Annotated in this window: 14 protein-coding genes and 1 pseudogene; 7 read left to right on the plus strand and 8 right to left on the minus strand. The window is 53.1% G+C overall.

Features of this window, described 5'->3' with window-relative positions; translation table 11 throughout:
- Window position 1 precedes the first annotated feature (1 nt).
- On the minus strand, window positions 2-1321 hold the full coding sequence (celB, locus tag CDA56_RS15590; RefSeq protein WP_047723780.1) for a PTS cellobiose transporter subunit IIC: 1320 nt from the start codon (window positions 1319-1321) through the stop codon (window positions 2-4).
- 153 nt (window positions 1322-1474) lie between these two features.
- Here celB and CDA56_RS15595 point away from each other — a divergent pair, with 153 nt between their 5' ends.
- Window positions 1475-2296 (plus strand): homeodomain-like domain protein, encoded by an 822-nt coding sequence (locus tag CDA56_RS15595; RefSeq protein ID WP_049102976.1) that lies wholly within the window; start codon window positions 1475-1477, stop codon window positions 2294-2296.
- Window positions 2297-2407: 111 nt separating this feature from the next.
- Here the strand turns inward: CDA56_RS15595 and CDA56_RS15600 are convergent, their stop codons facing one another.
- On the minus strand, window positions 2408-2737 hold the full coding sequence (locus CDA56_RS15600; RefSeq protein WP_049102975.1) for an NIPSNAP family protein: 330 nt from the start codon (window positions 2735-2737) through the stop codon (window positions 2408-2410).
- Window positions 2738-3026: 289 nt separating this feature from the next.
- Between CDA56_RS15600 and CDA56_RS15605 the strand changes: the two genes are divergently transcribed.
- The 6 genes from CDA56_RS15605 to ompC all read left to right on the plus strand — a co-directional run bounded on the left by CDA56_RS15605 (window position 3027) and on the right by ompC (window position 9333).
- The gene (locus CDA56_RS15605) at window positions 3027-3836 is read left to right on the plus strand and encodes an ABC transporter ATP-binding protein (RefSeq protein ID WP_025106265.1); all 810 of its coding nucleotides are present in this window, start codon (window positions 3027-3029) and stop codon (window positions 3834-3836) included.
- A 24-nt stretch (window positions 3837-3860) separates the two neighbouring features.
- Window positions 3861-4817 carry an ABC transporter substrate-binding protein gene (locus CDA56_RS15610; protein WP_103814367.1) on the plus strand — a complete coding sequence of 319 codons (957 nt, stop codon included), beginning with the start codon at window positions 3861-3863 and terminating at the stop codon, window positions 4815-4817.
- Window positions 4814-5806, plus strand: coding sequence for a FecCD family ABC transporter permease (locus CDA56_RS15615; protein WP_103814369.1), 993 nt, complete (start codon window positions 4814-4816; stop codon window positions 5804-5806). The genes CDA56_RS15610 and CDA56_RS15615 overlap by 4 nt, the downstream gene beginning before the upstream one ends.
- A gap of 430 nt (window positions 5807-6236) precedes the next feature.
- Window positions 6237-6743, plus strand: coding sequence for a helix-turn-helix domain-containing protein (locus CDA56_RS15620; protein ID WP_048252274.1), 507 nt, complete (start codon window positions 6237-6239; stop codon window positions 6741-6743).
- A gap of 330 nt (window positions 6744-7073) precedes the next feature.
- A complete protein-coding gene (locus tag CDA56_RS15625) occupies window positions 7074-7550 on the plus strand; it encodes a WbuC family cupin fold metalloprotein (protein WP_104011378.1) in 477 nt (158 codons plus the stop codon).
- A 697-nt stretch (window positions 7551-8247) separates the two neighbouring features.
- The gene (gene ompC, locus CDA56_RS15630) at window positions 8248-9333 is read left to right on the plus strand and encodes a porin OmpC (protein ID WP_025106268.1); all 1086 of its coding nucleotides are present in this window, start codon (window positions 8248-8250) and stop codon (window positions 9331-9333) included.
- A 131-nt stretch (window positions 9334-9464) separates the two neighbouring features.
- Here the strand turns inward: ompC and CDA56_RS15635 are convergent.
- The 6 genes and pseudogenes from CDA56_RS15635 to CDA56_RS15660 form a co-directional block, all read right to left on the minus strand.
- A pseudogene (locus CDA56_RS15635) lies at window positions 9465-10726 on the minus strand (PTS galactitol transporter subunit IIC).
- Window positions 10727-10815: 89 nt separating this feature from the next.
- The gene (locus CDA56_RS15640; RefSeq protein WP_103814371.1) at window positions 10816-11811 is read right to left on the minus strand and encodes a 2-hydroxyacid dehydrogenase; all 996 of its coding nucleotides are present in this window, start codon (window positions 11809-11811) and stop codon (window positions 10816-10818) included.
- 16 nt (window positions 11812-11827) lie between these two features.
- A complete protein-coding gene (locus tag CDA56_RS15645; protein WP_014229444.1) occupies window positions 11828-12589 on the minus strand; it encodes an SDR family NAD(P)-dependent oxidoreductase in 762 nt (253 codons plus the stop codon).
- Window positions 12590-12600: 11 nt separating this feature from the next.
- Window positions 12601-14139, minus strand: a complete 1539-nt coding sequence (locus CDA56_RS15650; RefSeq protein ID WP_049079371.1) for an FGGY-family carbohydrate kinase — start codon at window positions 14137-14139, stop codon at window positions 12601-12603.
- A 20-nt stretch (window positions 14140-14159) separates the two neighbouring features.
- A complete protein-coding gene (locus tag CDA56_RS15655) occupies window positions 14160-14711 on the minus strand; it encodes a glycerol-3-phosphate responsive antiterminator (RefSeq protein WP_004851068.1) in 552 nt (183 codons plus the stop codon).
- 14 nt (window positions 14712-14725) lie between these two features.
- Window positions 14726-15517 (minus strand): class I fructose-bisphosphate aldolase, encoded by a 792-nt coding sequence (locus CDA56_RS15660; RefSeq protein ID WP_049084092.1) that lies wholly within the window; start codon window positions 15515-15517, stop codon window positions 14726-14728.
- Window positions 15518-15804: the final 287 nt, after the last annotated feature.

Below are 15804 nucleotides of genomic sequence, written 5' to 3' on the forward strand. Positions count from 1 at the left end.
TTTACTCCTGTTTTGCAAGCGTGTTGTCCGTTTCAGCACTGGCGGTGACTTCCGCCGCGCGATACTGCTTATCGACGATGCGCATGAAGGGCAGGTACAGCATGGCGCCAATCAGCAAATTGAGGATCTGCATCACGCTGCCGCTAAGATGCCCGGTGACGATAAAACCGCTGATCACCGGCGGCAGCGTCCAGGGGATAAAGACGCCGGTGGTGACGGCCACCGCGCCGATCTTCATCGCCGCGTACTGCACCGTGACCAGCACCAGCGGCACGAGGTTAAATGGAATCAGCATAATCGGGTTCATGATCACCGGCAGGCCGAAGAGGATAGGCTCATTGATATTAAAAATGGAGGCGCCGGCGCCGAGGCGGGCAACTTCGCGCATATTTTTGCTGCGGGCGAAAATCAGCATCGCTATCACCAGCGATAGCGTTGCGCCCGCGCCGCCCATCCAGATCATATCGAAGAACTGCTCGGTGATAATGTGCGGCGGGGTGACGCCGGCCTGGATAGCGGCGATGTTGTCGGTCTGATTTTCCATCCACAGCGGACGAATGATGCCGTTGATCATCGAACCGGAGTTAATGCCGACCGACCACAGAATGGTAATGCTGAAAACGGTCATCAGCGCGCCGAAGTAGGAGGTACCGTAATGGCGTACCGGCGAGGCGACGACCTCATAAATAAACTGATGGATGGTGGCGTAGTGCGTGTGCGCAAACCCGATGCGAATCGCCAGGATCAGAATCATCACCAGCAGCGCCGGGATCAGCGCGGCGAAAGACTCCTGCACGGCGGGCGGAACGCCGTCCGGCATCTTAATCACCAGCTTTTTGCGTTTTAGCCAGCAGAAGAGTTCGGTCCACAGCAGCGAACCGATCATGGCGACGAATAAACCTTTGGTGCCGATCCACTCCACGGGGATCACCGTGATGCCGCCGTTTTCTGCGACCTTAATGAACGGCGTGAGGATCAGAAACCCCACCAGCGAGAGGATGCCGCAGGAGATGCGGTCATCGCCGTAGTGCTCCGCCAGACGGTAGGCCACCAGGAAGCTGATAAACAGCGACATTGTGGAAAATACCGCGTTGAACGGGATTTCGATAATTGCGCTCCAGCTCGCGCCGAAGGTGCTGGCCATAAACTGCTGGTAGCTCTGATTGGGGAACGACGAGATCACCAGCAGAATTGAACCGACAATAATAAAAGGCATGAATGAAACGTAGGCGCCGCGAATAGCGCCGAGGTGACGCTGCTGGGCGGTTTTCGCCGCCAGAGGCATCAGTTTGGCTTCAAGAAATCCCAGAACATTGTTCATTGTGAACTCCGTACAAGATCGACAGGGCTGTGTGTGTTATCTATGGCGGATTATGAGAGAAAGCGGTGGGCTGAAAGGTGAAGCGGTTCACATTGTATTCTCTGCAATAATATATATCTCATATGATTAGTTATATTTCCTGTAGAGGATCGTATGGAAATTAAGCTGCACGCTAATGCCACCACCACCCCCAGAACGCGTAAATATCTTCAGGAATCGACGAAAAGCGACCGGGAACTGGCGCAGGAACTGGGGATTTCCATTACTACGGTTCGCCGCTGGCGTAACCGCAGCCAGATTTCCGATAACCACACCACGCCGCATTTGATACACAAAGTACTGAGACAAGAGCAGGAGATTCTCATTAACGCCCTCCGCGATGCGCTGCGCGCCCCGCTGGACGAACTGCTGTTTATGGTGAATGAGGGGCTGGGCATCGCTATTTCCCGCGCCACGCTAAACCGCTATCTGCGTCCGGCCCATGAAGGACGGAAAAATGCCGCGCTGCAGGGGAAAAAAGCGTTAAAGGCGGGAATACGCGCGGATACCCTGACGCTGCACTATCGCCAGCTGGCGCTGTCGATGGACGACGGCGGTGAACATCATCTGCTCTGGGCGCAGGAGCCGATCAGCGGCTGGTGCTTTGGCCGCATCTATAGCGGGATCTCTCCCTCGCTGGTCGATAGCTGGCTGACCGAGGCGCTGAACGCCTGTCCGGCGCGTATACAATGTCTTGAGATTTATGCTCATAAAGGTTTCCAGCCCGCGCGCGCGGATCTCTCTTGCCGGACGGTGGCGATGGCGGAGCGCGGAGCGGTACAGCTCAGCGAACGATTAGCCGACGTTATTCCGGCGCTGGATGAACCGGACGCGACGCTGCAGCGGCTGTGCGCGCTGTGGAACCGGGGACGGGCGCAAAAAAAGCTGGGCGACACGACGCCCCAGGGCTTTCTTGAGTCGTTGAATCAGAACTAACGGTGGCGTCGGAGGCAGGCACGGCAGCCGCGTTTTGCCCGGGCCCCAGAATCTCTGCGACAGCAAAAGAGAGCGCGTTTTTTGTTGGGCCACGCCAGCGGCCCTGGAGGGTCAACCGTTTCGCAGGCCATCAATCGCGCTGTCGCTCAGCAGCATAACCGTTTTTACGCTGACGCTGATCCTGTCGATAATGGCCTGTCGCGGGCCTTCGCGCCAGGCGGGGCTTCTGTAGAAGTGCGCCTGGGATGCGTTTAAATGCGTCAGGTCCTCATAGGCCCGGATCAGGTAATAAGCGTCGTTGTCATCAACTGAATTGCCGAAGGAGACGATATCCATTCCGGCGGCGCGATGACAGGGGGCGCTTTGTTCCTTCATTATCCGGTGAAACTCGTTCCCGGTCCCCGGTTTAAGGGTGTAAAGCAAAAACTCTACCGTTTTCATCCTGACGTTTCCTGTTCACATTCACTGAGTTTGCTGCAAGAGAGCACTGTCCGGCTATTAGAACAACTCCCCGTGGTTTTGTCGCTTCTCTTTGGCATGAGGGCAGCGCGGGTTGCATTTCTCACCCATTTTTTGATATGTTATATCATAACATTTATGGCATTATAAAATATGTGACTATTTACCTTTCTTTTTAAATGATAATGATTATCATCACTACCTGCCGATCAAAATTCAAAAGAGCGCGTGTTTCGCTCATCCACGCTGAAGAGAGAGGGAGAGGCGGCTAATGGAGGAGAGTTTGACAAAGAGTGGAAAAGCCGATGATCCCGTGCTTAGCGTCAATATCGCATCATTACCGCGGCCCGGCGGCGGGGAAATGCTCTCCGGCATTCATTTCAGCGCCGGTAAAGGAGAGTGTCTGGCCGTCATTGGACCCAACGGCAGCGGGAAAACCACTTTATTACGCGCGATAGATTGCCAACTGCCGTCGCGGGAGGGCGACGTTCGGTTATATGGCCGCTCCATTGCCGCATTAACCCGGCAGCAGCGAGCCCGGCAGATCGCGGTGCTTGCGCAGAATGATACCCCCGACCTGCGTCTGGCGCTTGAGGATTATGTCGCCCTCGGGCGGATTCCCCACGCCCGGGACATGTCGCGTCGCGAACACGACATCATCGTAACCCGCGCGATTAACGATACGGGATTGCAGAGGCTGCGCAAGCGACCGCTCTCCGCGTTATCCGGTGGTGAGAGACAACGGGCGGCGCTGGCGCGGGTACTGGCCCAGGCGCCAAAACTGCTGCTGCTGGATGAGCCCACCAACCACCTTGATCCCCACGGCAGAGTGGAGCTGCTGTCATTAGTGAAAAGCCAGGGAATCACGGTCGTTGCGGTATTGCACGATCTTTCCCTGATTGACGCCTTTGCCGATCGGGTTTTGCTTTTATCGCAAGGGCGCGCCGTGGCCTGGGATGTGCCGGAGCGCGTGCTTGTTTCACAACGGCTTTACCCGGTCTTCGGCTTGACCAGCTTTACCGTACCGCATCCCATGACCGGGAAGGCGCTGCGGATTTTTGAGGTGCCAGGCTATGCCTGATAAATTACCGGAGGATAACGCAGCATGAATAAATGGTTTGCAGGGACGATGGCGTTTCTTTTTATTTCAGCGGCGAACGCGGCGGATTTTCCCGTCACGATTGACAGCTGCGGAACGCCGGTGACCTTCACTCAGGCGCCGAAAAGGGCGGTCATCCACGACCTTAATATGTCTGAAATGGCTTTTGCTCTCGGGTTGCAGGACCGCATCGTTGGCTTAACCGGCATTACCGGATGGTACAAAATGACCCCGGAATTTAAACATCAGATGAGATCAATTCCCGAGCTGGCGCCGAAATATCCCTCTCTGGAGACGCTGCTGGCGGCAAATCCTGATTTCTTTTTCGCCGGCTGGAATTACGGCATGAAGGTCGGCGGGGAGGTCACGCCTTCCGTGCTCGAAACATACGGCATCAAAACCTTTGTGCTGAGCGAGAGCTGCGTCTTTACCGCCTCTCAGAAACAAAAAGCGAGTATGGACCTGCTGTATAACGATGAGCTGACGCTGGGTAAGATTTTTGGCAAGCAGCAAGAGGCCCGTACGCTGGTCGACGGCTGGAAAAAAACGCTGAATGCGCTGCCTAAGCCGCCGCAGGGCGTGCAGCCATTAAAGGTGTTTGTCTATGATTCCGGCGAAGATAAGCCCTTTACCAGCGGACGGTACGCCATGCCGACCGCGATTATCGAAGCGGCGGGAGGGAAAAACGTGATGGACGACCTGGAGATGAGCTGGGGGACCACCTCCTGGGAGAGCGTGGCGACGGCGGAACCCGATTTTATTATTCTTCTCGATTATCAGACCGGCAGCGGCGCTGATTCGCTGCGCCGTTTCCTCGAAAATCATCCGTTAATGAAACAGACGCCGGCGGTGAAGCAGCAGCGTTATCTGAAGCTGCAATATGCTGAGTTGACGCCCGGCCCGGCGAATATCAACGCGGCCGAAAAGCTGGCTCATGCGATGTATCCTGCGGCCCACCAATGAGCGGGACTCACTATCGCTACTACTGGGCCGCGTGGGGGGCGCTGCCGTTATTAGCCGGCTTGATGCTGCTCAGCGTGGCTAAAGGCAGCGTGCCGCTGTCGCTTACCCAGGTTCTCGGCGCCTTGCGGCTGCTGGATGTGCCGGTTTCGGAGATGATCGGACGTATTGTCATTGATTTGCGCGTGCCAAGAACGCTGCTGGCGGTGCTGGCCATCGTGGGCGGTCTACTACAGACCACCACGCGCAACGATCTGGCCGATCCTTTTTTATTCGGGCTTTCCTCCGGCGCATCGGCGGGAGCGGTACTGGTGATCACCCGATTCGGTGAGCGGCTTGGCGCGCTGACGCTGCCGGTGTCGGCATTCGTTGGCGGCATCTGCTCGGCGGTGGCGGTGATGCTGCTGTTTCATTTTAAAAAGCAGCGTGGCGCAGAGCACCTGGTGATCTGCGGGTTGGCGATCTCCTTTTTATTCGGCGCGCTGACCAGCTATCTGATTTTCTCGGGCGACCAGCGGGCCGCCAGCTCGGTGCTGTTCTGGTCGCTGGGGGGGCTCGGTCTGGCGCGCTGGGATAATTTGCCCTACGCCCTGTTCAGTCTGCTGCTTCTCGGCGCATTCATACTCCTGCGCTGGCGCTCCCTGGATGGCTTACTGGCCGGTGAGCAGACCGCGCAGTCGCTGGGCATCAACGTTACCCGCCTGCGCATGGAGGTGTTTTTCTGCTGCGCGTTAGCAACGTCGCTGCTGGTGGCCCTGACCGGGGTGATTGGCTTTATCGGCCTGATGGTGCCGCATATGTGCCGCTATTTTTCTGGCGTAAAACATCTGCTGCTGCTTCCTTTATGCGGCCTGTGGGGCGCGGTGCTACTGTGCGGCGGCGATATCGTCAGCAGGACGCTGCTGGCTCCGCAGGAGCTGCCTATCGGGATCATTACGGCCGGCATCGGCGGTCTCTTCATTATTATTTTGCTGGCCAGAAACCGTTCATAAACTGAGTCGCGCCGGGTCGCTGCCTGGCGCAGACTTAAACGAAGGGCAAACAAATGCCCGGAAGTCAGCGCGCGCATGCGCTTCGGTTCATGCGCAATTCCCTCATTGGTAGTTTTATCTTTTGATAAATTAATTTTTTCAATGTTATTAGTTAATTATCATCTCTGTCGTAGAGTGATATGCTGCTAATCTCTCTTTAACCGATGCATCGTAAGAAAAATCCTAAAGTAAGCGTGGGGATGAGCGCTGTCTCCGGGCCAGTGAAAATCCCATGGTTTACATTTCGCAGGGATTTTTCTGAAATTCACTCGTCTGGACAATAAATATTAAACAAACTTATAATTCACCCACTTCACTCATGGGTATATCCCCATGGCGCCTATTATACGCATTTCTATAAAGGATGATTGCACTTTCATGAGGGAAAGGAATGTTAACTATTTTCAGCCATAATCATTTTTTTAAGAAAGCCATGCGTCTGAAAATAAACGACATAAAAGCGGTCAGAAAGGCGAATCTGGTCGATTTGTGCTTAACAAAGTACGCATCCAGCAGCTACGCGCAGTTTCATTTTTTGATAAACAGCTTTGAAATGAAAAAGAATTTTGTTTGTTTCCGGGTTGAAGGTAATATTATTTGTTTGATAAACAAAAGGCGCACTGCACATATCGCCAGTATTATCGCCAGAGTGACTGATGGCATCCCCGTGGGAGAGGACATCACGTTAACAGAGAGAGAATTTCAGTATATTTTTATTATGAAATTTACCGTACTGGCAAAAGATTACCCGGAGCTGCTCGGCATTTCGCCCAAGGCCTACAGCAGCTATAAAAGAAGATTAATTGAGAAGTTCGGCTTTAACTCATTTCATGCGCTACTGGCGCTGTCTAATTATTTACACGCTTTTTCGCTGCTCGATAAATTTACGCCGGATTAATTGCTGCACCTGCATGCGTGACTATACCTTTATCTTCGCACTCTCATCTTATTTTTCCGCCTGCCACGACTGTTAAGGAGCGCACTCACAAAGTGTCTCTTTTTCATGTCATCTATCCCATGTCTTGCCTCAAAGGGCGAGCGGGGGACAAAGGAACCCCACCACGATCTGTTCTCGTCATTTCTGGCGCTTTGGGACCGCGGCATCAGCGTCTATAATCCGCACAGCGATGTGTTCCGCGAGCGGCGAAGCTAATCGTCTGTTGAAAATAGCATTAAGCCTTACGACAACCTGATTGTCGTAAGCTGCCCAACTACAATAAAGGCTTATATGAAACAAATGACGTTGAGTGACCTTCGGCAACAAAGCGAACAGGCTGCAGCTTCGCCTCGCCTGCGTGCCCATCGTAATTTCCACCCTGACTTAAGCGATCCGGTGCAACGCCTGGCCGTCGCTGTGGAGCCGGGTACCTATGTTCGGCCTCACCGCCACCCGCACACTTTTGAACTGCTGACATCCCTTAGCGGACGTTTTGTGGTGTTGACCTTTGATGATGCTGGCAACGTGACCGAGCGCGTGGTGTTAGGCGAAGAGTGTAAGGTGCTGGAGATGGCGGCGGGTACCTGGCATGCCGTGCTGTCGATGGATAAAGGCGGCGTAATTTTTGAGGTTAAATACGGTGGTTACCAGCCGGTTTCTGAGCAAGACGCGGCCCCGTGGGCGCCAGCTGAAAACGCGCCGGGAACCGCCGAGCTAATGAAGTGGTACGCCCGGGCGCAAGTGGGTGATGGCGGTTTTACCCTGTAATCCAGGCATTGCGCGGGGAGCAGCCCGCGCCAGCTTCCTTTACCCCCGATACGGATAAGCCGTTCCCGGCGCGTCAGCGGCTTATCAAACTGGTGACAAGCTCCTGGCTCTATTTATTCATAGTATTTATTCATACTTAAACTTACCCCCTGAAATAGAGCTAACGATATCCCTTTCACGGAAGTGTTAAACACACCTTAAACCACTATGCTATAATTTTTACGGTTTTTGTAAAGAATCTTCAATAAAGAAATGTGGTCATTTCGGCGCTATAATTTATCTGCGGGGAAGGATCGGAATATACTCATTAATAGCCGAGCAGGGGGGGCGATGCCTTTATGAATAAGCATTAATGGTTGGTTGTTTAAATTCTAACTTATTGATTTTTATTGTTTTTAACAAATTGCAATCTTTAATTTATCTAATCATTAGAATTTCCTTATGATAATTTATCTATTTTAGTCAAACCTTCTGCATCTCTGGGTTGCGTAAGGCGTGATTCAGAATGTTTGCCAACGTAAGCAGTGAATGATTGATGTACATCAATTAACAACCGCTGTTGTCGTCACAGTTATGGTATTTGGTATAAAAAATTGGAACTTTTAATTTCAAGTCTCTTTGCGAATTATCGCATAATAGCCTCGCTCAGAAGGCATCTGAGATTTGATATTTTATTAATAGTTAGGGACGAAATAATATGAAATTAAAATTACTAACAGTGGCCGTCTCTACACTTCTTGCTGCAGGAACCGTGCAGGCAGCTGAAGTGTATAACAAGGACGGAAACAAACTCGACCTCTACGGGAAAGTGACCGGCCTGCATTATTTCTCCAGCGATAAGTCCGAGGATGGCGATCAGACCTATGCCCGTCTGGGCTTCAAGGGTGAAACCCAGATCAACGACCAGCTGATCGGCTACGGCCAGTGGGAATATAACTTCAGCGCCAATAACGTTGAAGGCGACAACTCCGGCGACAAAACGCGTCTCGCGTTTGCCGGCCTCAAGTTTGGCGAATTTGGCTCTCTGGACTACGGCCGTAACTACGGCGTCGCCTATGATATCGGCGCCTGGACCGATATGCTGCCGGAGTTCGGCGGCGATACCTGGACCCAGACCGATGTCTTCGCCACCGCGCGTACCACCGGCGTTGCCACCTACCGTAACAGCGGTTTCTTCGGCCTGGTTGACGGCCTGAACGTCGCCGTACAGTACCAGGGCAAAGAAGAGGGCAACGGTCGCGATCTGGCGAAACAGCATGGCGACGGCTGGGGTCTGGCCTCGACCTATGAGTACGAAGGATTTGGCGTAGGCGCGGCCTACGCGGCATCCGATCGCACCGATGCGCAGGTCAGGGAAGGGCGCGTGAATCCTGACTTCTACGCCCGTGGCGAAAAAGCGGAAGTGTGGGCGGCCGGTCTGAAGTACGATGCTAATAACATCTACCTGGCAACCACCTATGCGGAAACCCGCAACATGACGAAGTTTGGTAAAGGCTATATCGCCAATACCGCGCAGAACTTTGAAGTGGTTGCTCAGTATCAGTTCGATTTCGGCCTGCGTCCGTCCATCGCCTACCTGAAATCAAAAGGCAAAGATCTGGGCCGCTACGGCGACCAGGATCTGGTTGAATACGTAGATGTCGGCGCGACTTACTACTTCAATAAAAACATGTCTACCTATGTGGACTACAAAATCAACCTGCTGGATGACACCAGGTTCACCAAAGATGCCAGCATCAGCACCGATAACATCGTTGCCGTGGGCATAACCTACCAGTTCTAAGACAACGCCTTTTATTGAACCATGCCTGCCAGCTTACCCTCCTGGCAGGCATTTTTTATACTTGAACGCAGGGCGAGACGAAAAAGCCCGACGCCGTTTCCCGCGCCGGGCTGAGTGAGAAAAGAGGGAGTTTACGGCGCGGTACTGAAAAACTCGCCGAATTTCACCGCCAGCCAGCCCACCGGGGTGGTGGCTCCGCCCACGATATTAGTGATTTCCGCCATCCCTTCCGGCACCGGAATGTTAGAGTTGACCGCCGCCTGGGTGTATTCCCGCGAAATATCCGTCCCGACGTATAAAATACAGGTGACCACCAGCGTGCCGGTGATAAACATGCGGAACATATTGCGTTTGCAGAACGGCGTCACCATCGCCAGCAGGAACATCAGCGAGGCCAGATCGACAAACGGCAGCACGCGGTTGCCCGGCAAAATAATCGCCAGCACCACCGCCATAGGGATCAGCAGCAGCCCGGTCGCCAGCACCGAGGGTTCGCCAATAAGCAGCGCGGTATCCATGCCGATATAGAAGTCGCGGTTGGGAAATTTCGCTTTCAGCTTCGCTTCCGCGGCATCGCGCACGATAAGCAGACCCTGCACTAAAATTTCGATCATTTTCGGCAGCAGCAGCATGGCGGCGGAAACTTTAATCGCCAGCGACACCGCGGCTGCAACATCGTATCCGGCAAGGAAGGCCAGCAGCAGCCCCAGCACGAAGCCCAGGGTCAGCGGTTCACCGAAGACGCCGAATTTTTTATTAATACTTTCCGGGTCGAAATTAATTTTATTGATCAGCGGGATCTTATCAATAATATAGTTACAGGCAATACCAAACGGCACGTAGGTTATACAGGTAAGATGGGGGAATGATATCCCTTTAAGATTATAGTTTTTTTGCAAATACGGTGCGGTTAAATCCGCGCCAGCAGGGTTAAGATAAATATGCCGAAGGTAATGCCAACGGAGAGCCAGTAGTTACCGGTGCCGGCATACACGACCGACCCCATAATCAGGAAAATCCAGTAGTTGAATATATCGATATTTACCGTTTTGGTTAATTTAAGCAGCAGCATGGCGATATTGATAACAATAAATCCCACGACCACCGGCAGCATCAGCGGCGAGCCCCAGCCGATAGTGGAGGCGGTCGGCCAGCCGGTATCGACCACCGTCAGGTGCAGACCGATGCGTTCAACCATGGCCTGCGACGCCGGGCCGAGGTTGGTCAACAGCAGGCCGATCACCAGACCCACCCCTTCAAAACCGATACCGACCAGCATCCCGGCTTTAAATGCGGTGCCAATTTTAACGCCGAAGCACAGGGCGATAATAAAGAATATTACTGGCATCATCACTGATGCCCCCAGACTAATAATGCTGTTGATAATATCCATAATATTTCCTTAAAAGGCGGCCGAATTGGGCGCGAGCGAACCCGTGCCCAATGGGCCGTAGCAAAAACCTTACGCGGCTCTTTTAATATTTAACCGAGTTGCTTCAGCAAGATCTCAGAAAAAATCTTCGGCGAATTGCTGAAGGCATCAATAGTACTGCCGGCAATATGCGGCGTTATCGTGACGTTATTCAGCGAATAAAACGCGCTATCCTCCGGCAGCGGCTCATCATCAAAAGTGTCGAGGGCGGCGCCCATGATTTTACCGTCCTGCAGCGCGGCGATCAGATCGCCTTCATTAATTAAGCCGGAGCGTGCGGTATTGACGATAATGGCGCTCTCCTTCATTAATTCAAAATGATGCACGTTAATCAGGTTTTCCGTTTCCGGGGTCATGCGGGCATGCAGCGAAATCACATCCGCACGGCGAACCAGCTCATCGAGAGAATCCACCTTTTCATAGCTGTCATGGCCGGGGACGTACTTATCGTAAAAGATAATCTCGCTGCCGAAACCGCGCAGGAAGCCGGCCACCAGCTGAGCGATATGCCCCAGCCCGACCAGACCCACCACTTTGCCGCCCAGTTCAGGAATGGCCCGGTGGTTAGGACTCTCTTTGCGCCAGAACTTATCGCGCAGCGCATCGTGCGAGCGGGCGATGTTGCGCATTTCCGCCAGAATCATGCCGACGGTAAACTCCGCCACGCTGCGGGCATTACGTCCCGGCGTGTTCATTACCTCAACTCCGCGCGCTTTGGCCTCCGCCTGATTAACGTTTTCAATGCCGCCGCGCAGCACGCCAACGTATTTAAGCTTTGGCAGCTTGTCGAATACCGCCGCGTTAACCGGGGCGAACTGGACGATCAGGATCTCAACCTCCTCAGCGCCCTGAAGCAGGGCGGCAGGCAGCGCCACCGCTTCGGAGCCTTGCTGTTCAACCAGTAAATTATCCTCCTGCAGTTTTTCAATCGATTCGTGCGACCATTCGCGCACTTCCACTGTAATACCTTTATCTTTCAGCGCTTTCAGACCCGCGTCCATCATCGCTGCATTGATAAACAGATCGGCAATTGCCAGACATTTCATAATGATTCTCCATAAATTAACGCATCAACATACCGCCGGTGACATCCAGAGTCGCTCCCGTCATATAGCTGGTTTTCGGAGAGACCATGAAGACGCCGATGTCGGCAATTTCGTGCGGCTGGGCTACCCGGCCCACCGGAATACGGCTGACGTAATAGTCAGGATTCTGCTCAATGTTTTTACGGATCATCGCGGTATCCATAATGCCGACGGCGATGTTGTTGACATTGATTTTCTGTTTCGCCACCTCGCGCGCCAGCGAGATAGAAAATGCCACCAGGCCCGCTTTACTGGCCGCGTAATGCGCATGACCGGTGGTCGAACCGTGGAAGGCCGCCTGAGAAGTGATATTCAGAATGCTGCCGGCCCGATCTTTCGCCAGGCAGTGGTTGACAAACAGCTGGCTCAGGTGGAAAACCGCCTTCAGGTTGACGTTCATCACGCTGTCCCACTCCTGCTGGGTGATTTCAGTGACGTAGCCGCTTAGCCAGATCCCGGCATTGTTGACCAGAATATCGGCGTTCCCCAGCCGCTCAATGCAGGTCGCGAACAGATTCTCCCGGCTTTGCTCATCGGAAAGATCGGTTTTCACCGCAATAATCTCGACGCTGGCGCTATTTTTTACCGTATCGATCAGCTGCTCCGGGCGCTCCTCATCACGCATATAGGTGAAGCAGATGTTGACCCCTTCTCTGGCGAGGGAAAGGACAAACTCTTTGCCCAGTCCCGTTGCGCCGCCGGTGACGATAGCCGTGCGGTGGTGTAAATTCAGATCCATACTTTCCTCGCTTAATGCGTGATGTAGTTACTGCAGCTTTTCCACGGAGACTGCATTTCCGATAGCAGATTTTTGTAGAGCTGATACTTATCCTGATAGACCTTGTTGTTGTCCGGGTTCGGCGTGACCGTTCGCGAAACGTGAACCATCTCATTTGAGGCGGCAAAGACGTCATCAAACCAGCCAACCATCACCGCGGCGGTCATCGCGGTGCCCAGCGTGCCGTGCTCTTTCACGTCGACAATCTCCAGAGTGGACTGGAAAATATCGGCGAATATCTGCAGCCAGACCGCAGAGTTAGTGACGCCGCCCGCAATCCGAATGGTGCGGCTTAGATCAGGGTTGATGTTGCGCAGACGTTCGGTGTGATAAAGGTGGCTGAAGGCGACCCCCTCGTAGATAGCGCGCAGAAAATGCGCTTTTTTATGGAAGCTATTCAGGCCGATAAACCCCGCGGAGGCGTCCGGGATGGTGTTGGAGCCGAAGACAAACGGGAAGAACAGCAGGTGGCTCTCGGCGGGCGTTGTCGTGGAGACCAGATCATTGCACAGATCGTAGACTGACGATCCCTGCGCCGCCGCGGCGGTGCGATCGCCTTCCATAAAGTTATTGATAAACCACTCAAGATTACTGGCGGATGTGGGGCTGGCCTCGGTAATTAACCATTTGCCCTCAATCGGATAAATCGAGGTCATAAAGAGATCCCGGTCGATAACCGGATGGTCGGTCACGTATTCATTGATGCTCCAGGTGCCGGTAATAATCGCCAGCTTATCCAGCGTATTGATGCCGGAAGCGACGGATGACGCCGAGATATCAAACACGCCGCCCGAGACCGGCGTGCCGGCACACAAACCGGTTAGCTGCGCGACGTCGTCGGTAATGTAGCCGCAGCAATCGGTGGAGCGTTTAATGGGCGGAAGCTTGTCGCGCAGATCGCCGAGCCCCCACCAGGCCAGCAGCGAGGCATCATAGTCACGGTCGCGAACGTTGATCAGGTTAGTCCCTGAGATATCGGTAAGTTCGAGAAAGGCTTCGCCGGTCAGATAAAAACGAATCAGATCTTTGACCATGAATATGTAGCGCGCGTTGTTCAGCGCTTCAGGCTCGTTCTCTTTCAGCCAGGCGAGGAGGGCGACGGGCTGGCCTGCCCAGATGGACTGCATGGTTTTGGGCAAAATGTCGCTGACAAACGTCGGGTCGCGGTACCACTTTTCAACCCAGCCCTTAGCCCGGCTATCGGTGGAAATGATCCCGTTGCGCACCGGGGCGCCCGCTTCATCCACCATATACAGCCCGTTGCCGTGGCCGGTGACCGCCACGCCTTTGATCTGGCTGGCGTCGATCCCCGACTGCGCGAGGGCCGTTTTAATGACTTCAACGTTGGCCGCCCAGAGTTCGTTGATATCTCGCTCGGTGTGAAATTCCTTCGGGGTCAGCATTTGCGTAGACTTCGACGCGCTGGCCACCACGTTGCCGGCGCGATCGTAAATCGCCGCTTTTGTGACGGTGCCGCCGTTATCAATGCCCATGACGTAGTGTTGTTTCATTGGCGTGGACTCCTTATGCGTTACCATAAACCGGGTTCGCTGGTGGTAATGCCTTTAAATCCGGCATGGAAAATTTTATCTACAAGGTATTTCCGCTTTACAAAGCCTCCGGCGATGAATATCACGTCAAAGCCTTTTAAATTCCGGCTAATCAATTCCAGACACTGGCAGGCATATTCAGCAGGTAAGATTTCAATAGCATCTGGCGGGTTATGCTTAACAATATCGATGGAGTGATCCAGCGAACGCGAGTCGATGAGCAATACCCGGAAGATAGTTAGCAACCCCTCTTTTTTGGCATAGCGTAGGGCCGAGAGATTGGACGAAATAACACCATCAACCTTGTAGTAATTTTTGAGCAGACTGATCCCCGCCTGGTCGGGTTTAAAACCGCCCAGTAGCTCCAGGTGAATAAGCACTTTTTTGCCGCGCTGATGGCATTTGCCAATCAGCGATTGCAGGTTGCCGATATTTGCTTCGGACAGCAGTACGTATTCTGATGCGCAGGCCAATGCCTGTTCAAAATGTTTATATTTTCTGACGGAAGGAATGATGGTGTTATTTAAGAACATATTAATATCCGATGTTATTTAGCCATGTAGAGGCTGTAGGCATCTTCCGCTGTGGCATTTTCATGGATGATGGCGTTCAGACCTGCTACTACTTTTGCCGGCTGTGGGTCCTGAGTAATATTGCGGCCCACCGCCACGCCTTTTGCACCCACCTGCATACAGTGCTGCACAAATTTAAAATAACCGTCGATGCCGGTTTTCGGGCCGCCCAGCGCGAGTACCGGCACGCCGGCCGCTTCGACGATAAGCCGATCATCTTCGGTACCGGTAAAGCGGGTTTTGATCACGTCAGCCCCCAGCTCTACGGCGATGCGGGCCGAGGCGGCGATAACGGCCGGGTTGTTGGAGTCGTCGCTGGTCACGGGATAGCCGTACGGCAGGGATTCCACGATCAGCGGCACGTTCCAGCGATCGGCGGCCTGCGCCAGCTGCATCGCCATGATGTGCGTTTTCTCTTCATTGAACGCGCCGGGGAAGGTCATGCACACCACGCCTTCCGCAGCCACTTTCAGCGCATCCTCAATGGAAAAGACGGGAGTCGTATCGGGAACGGTATTATCAAAAATATTCACTGTGCTATCGACGCGTAATACAACGGGAACGCAATTGAAAACTTCGCGGAAATTTTTCAACATGCCATAAGTGACCAGCGCGCAGTCCAGGCCGCTTTCAACAAGGGTCGGGAGCTGATTTATCGTATTATCAATACCATTTGTTTTGCTTGAAAAATAGTAGCCATCCAGCGCCAGCGTGACGGATTTACCATCTTTTGCGAAAATGCGAGAGAGACGACGTTCTTTAGACATTTTTTGACTCCTGAGATAGAAAAAAACAAAAAAGGCCCTCAGAGACTTTCGTCTCTGAGGGCCTTCGATTCACTTACCCTTTTGATAATCGTTCAGCAATCCAAACCATTATCAATTAATTTTTCAGCCTGACGGGTAGGGTTTAAATGCTGTTTAATTTAAATCCGTTCCCTTGCTTGAATTAATTACTAGCATGCCTGCGTTCTTTCTGTCTAGCCGTTGTTGATAAACTGAGATGCTTATCACGAATTAAACTTGAGTTTAATCTTATCGGCGCTTGCGAATTT

Source organism: Klebsiella michiganensis, from assembly GCF_002925905.1.
Taxonomy (GTDB): domain Bacteria; phylum Pseudomonadota; class Gammaproteobacteria; order Enterobacterales; family Enterobacteriaceae; genus Klebsiella; species Klebsiella michiganensis.

What these genes read in the sequence shown, in the direction of transcription:
- celB (WP_047723780.1), bottom strand. Translation starts at nt 1,321, where the DNA reads ATGAACAATGTTCTGGGATTTCTTGAAGCCAAACTGATGCCTCTGGCG.
- CDA56_RS15595 (WP_049102976.1), top strand. Translation starts at nt 1,475, where the DNA reads ATGGAAATTAAGCTGCACGCTAATGCCACCACCACCCCCAGAACGCGT.
- CDA56_RS15600 (WP_049102975.1), bottom strand. Translation starts at nt 2,737, where the DNA reads ATGAAAACGGTAGAGTTTTTGCTTTACACCCTTAAACCGGGGACCGGG.
- CDA56_RS15605 (WP_025106265.1), top strand. Translation starts at nt 3,027, where the DNA reads ATGGAGGAGAGTTTGACAAAGAGTGGAAAAGCCGATGATCCCGTGCTT.
- CDA56_RS15610 (WP_103814367.1), top strand. Translation starts at nt 3,861, where the DNA reads ATGAATAAATGGTTTGCAGGGACGATGGCGTTTCTTTTTATTTCAGCG.
- CDA56_RS15615 (WP_103814369.1), top strand. Translation starts at nt 4,814, where the DNA reads ATGAGCGGGACTCACTATCGCTACTACTGGGCCGCGTGGGGGGCGCTG.
- CDA56_RS15620 (WP_048252274.1), top strand. Translation starts at nt 6,237, where the DNA reads ATGTTAACTATTTTCAGCCATAATCATTTTTTTAAGAAAGCCATGCGT.
- CDA56_RS15625 (WP_104011378.1), top strand. Translation starts at nt 7,074, where the DNA reads ATGAAACAAATGACGTTGAGTGACCTTCGGCAACAAAGCGAACAGGCT.
- ompC (WP_025106268.1), top strand. Translation starts at nt 8,248, where the DNA reads ATGAAATTAAAATTACTAACAGTGGCCGTCTCTACACTTCTTGCTGCA.
- CDA56_RS15640 (WP_103814371.1), bottom strand. Translation starts at nt 11,811, where the DNA reads ATGAAATGTCTGGCAATTGCCGATCTGTTTATCAATGCAGCGATGATG.
- CDA56_RS15645 (WP_014229444.1), bottom strand. Translation starts at nt 12,589, where the DNA reads ATGGATCTGAATTTACACCACCGCACGGCTATCGTCACCGGCGGCGCA.
- CDA56_RS15650 (WP_049079371.1), bottom strand. Translation starts at nt 14,139, where the DNA reads ATGAAACAACACTACGTCATGGGCATTGATAACGGCGGCACCGTCACA.
- CDA56_RS15655 (WP_004851068.1), bottom strand. Translation starts at nt 14,711, where the DNA reads ATGTTCTTAAATAACACCATCATTCCTTCCGTCAGAAAATATAAACAT.
- CDA56_RS15660 (WP_049084092.1), bottom strand. Translation starts at nt 15,517, where the DNA reads ATGTCTAAAGAACGTCGTCTCTCTCGCATTTTCGCAAAAGATGGTAAA.